This window comes from Staphylococcus sp. HMSC34G04 (assembly GCF_001838765.1).
Classification (GTDB): domain Bacteria; phylum Bacillota; class Bacilli; order Staphylococcales; family Staphylococcaceae; genus Staphylococcus; species Staphylococcus epidermidis.
In genome coordinates this window covers 1-1,871 of sequence record NZ_KV838768.1, presented here as the reverse complement: position 1 = coordinate 1,871, position 1,871 = coordinate 1, and the positions used below count along the sequence as shown (strand labels likewise).

General features: G+C 29.8%; 4 protein-coding genes. 2 read left to right on the top strand and 2 right to left on the bottom strand.

Annotated elements, in window-relative coordinates; genetic code table 11:
• Together HMPREF3241_RS13035 and HMPREF3241_RS12870 are read left to right on the top strand one after the other, a co-directional pair.
• Positions 1-339, top strand: a 339-nt coding sequence (locus tag HMPREF3241_RS13035) for a hypothetical protein (RefSeq protein ID WP_176744857.1), incomplete at its 5' end; no start/stop codon positions are given.
• Between the two features lie 150 nt (positions 340-489).
• On the top strand, positions 490-585 hold the full coding sequence (locus HMPREF3241_RS12870; protein WP_002495832.1) for a type I toxin-antitoxin system Fst family toxin: 96 nt from the start codon (positions 490-492) through the stop codon (positions 583-585).
• A gap of 553 nt (positions 586-1,138) precedes the next feature.
• On the opposite strand, the gene HMPREF3241_RS11295 is transcribed toward HMPREF3241_RS12870, so the two are convergent.
• Together HMPREF3241_RS11295 and HMPREF3241_RS11290 are read right to left on the bottom strand one after the other, a co-directional pair.
• The gene (locus HMPREF3241_RS11295) at positions 1,139-1,519 is read right to left on the bottom strand and encodes a winged helix-turn-helix transcriptional regulator (protein ID WP_002445890.1); all 381 of its coding nucleotides are present in this window, start codon (positions 1,517-1,519) and stop codon (positions 1,139-1,141) included.
• A gap of 162 nt (positions 1,520-1,681) precedes the next feature.
• A partial coding sequence (locus tag HMPREF3241_RS11290; RefSeq protein ID WP_141763192.1) for an LPXTG cell wall anchor domain-containing protein occupies positions 1,682-1,871 on the bottom strand: 190 nt, incomplete at its 5' end.

Genomic DNA, 1,871 nt, shown 5'->3' with positions numbered 1-1,871 from the left:
TATACTATAAATTCAACTTTGCAACAGAACCATGATAAAGCGTTAGACGCAAAAATGAACGAAGTGATTTATATACATAGCAAACCTATCAAAATATTCTTTAAAATAGTAAGTAAAAAATGGATTACAGGTATGATTTTGGTACCATTTATATATAGTACTACTATATCTTTGTCTTATAGTGTTATTACAAACCCTGGATTTATTATTTTTTCAATGATTTCATTGTACACTTTGAATTTCACCATACTTATTCAAGCAACTATTAATATCAATAGAAGTAATGATATAGATCGTTATTATGGTTATTATAAATGTAATTGTGATAAAGAAGATTAAAACGTAGTAGTATAAGGAGATATCAGACTGTTTTAAAATACAATATAAGTTGACTTATCAGAACTGGATATGCTTCAAAAGCTACAGGTGATATAATAATGGAGTCGCCTTAACTTCCGGCGGTATTTTCGACGGAAGGAGGTGCTTAATATGCTTATGATCTTCGTTTACATCATTGCACCAGTCATTAGTGGCTGTGCAGTTGCGTACTTTACTTACTGGCTTAATAGTAAACGCAATAAATAGAAGGCGACGTTAAGCCGCATCAAAAATCCCCTCACTACCACAAATAGTGAGGGGATTGGTGCATATATGCATATAATCTTCGTTGAATGTATTATAACATCATAGTGTGTAGGAATGCAAAATTAGTATATATAAAGGGATGAATAGAGATAGAAAGCGTCATAGGATTTCTAACAATAGTTTTCTTTGCTGCAATGATCATCACTTTTTCTGTTACAGCTATACTATATATAATAAAAGGACTTTATAATGAGCAAGCAACAGGTGCTTTATTAGCTAGTTCATTATTCATGATTCTATTTATATTTTCTGCTCTTTTCTATTTATTTTTAGTGAAAAAATAAGATATGAAAAAAACGTTCGTTTATGGTACACCCGAATCATACAAATGAAGTTGTTGAAGTGCCAGTAACTGTCACTTTATTTAGTATTTGAGAATGATTTCACTTAATAAATAAGAAAAAACAATGTACTTTAATATGGTACGTTGTTTTGCTATTAACACATATTGCGTTTAACTATCATTGTTTAACTGCTCTCCATATTTCTTTCCTTAATTTTCCACCATGTCTATGATAGGGATTAAGTCTTTTCCTTTTTCTGTTAAAGCATAAATAACTTTTGGAGAAACTTCTGGATAAACAGTTCTACTTATAATGTTATCATCTTCTAATTCTCTAAGTTGCTTAGTTAATGAGCATTGAGAAATACTTTCCAAAAATTTCTTGATTTGCTTATAGCGTCTATCTTTTTCTTTTAAATACCATATAATTAAGTTTTTATAACGACCCGAGAGAATGTTTTGAGTATAGGCAATACCATAGATATCTCGGCCTTCTTCTATAAGTCTTCTGTTAAAAATCATAATTACAAATTTTAACCATAAAACCCCTCCAATATAAAATAGCGTACTTTCATGTATTATTAAATACATCTCAATTATTAATCCATTTATATACTAGCCTCAAATTAAAAAGACAACAAGGATTAATAGCTTTTATAACTGTTAATCCTTGTTTTCTTTATACAATAATAAAAACCAGGTTTTTTTAAACCTGGCTTTTACCATTAATGAATATTGTATTTTTATTGGATATTACTTGTTATCTGCATCTTTTTTACGGCGTCTACCGAATAAGAATAAAGATCCTAAGCCAGCAAATAATGATCCGAATAAAGTCGCATTATTTGAATTTGATTGTTCACCAGTTTGTGGTAATGCTTCTTTGTCGGAATGATCTTTATCAACATCTTTGTCGGAATCTGAATCACTGTCTGAGTCTGAG

Coding starts and splice junctions, on each gene's coding strand:
- HMPREF3241_RS12870 (WP_002495832.1), top strand. CDS start 490: ATGCTTATGATCTTCGTTTACATCATTGCACCAGTCATTAGTGGCTGT.
- HMPREF3241_RS11295 (WP_002445890.1), bottom strand. CDS start 1,519: ATGTATTTAATAATACATGAAAGTACGCTATTTTATATTGGAGGGGTT.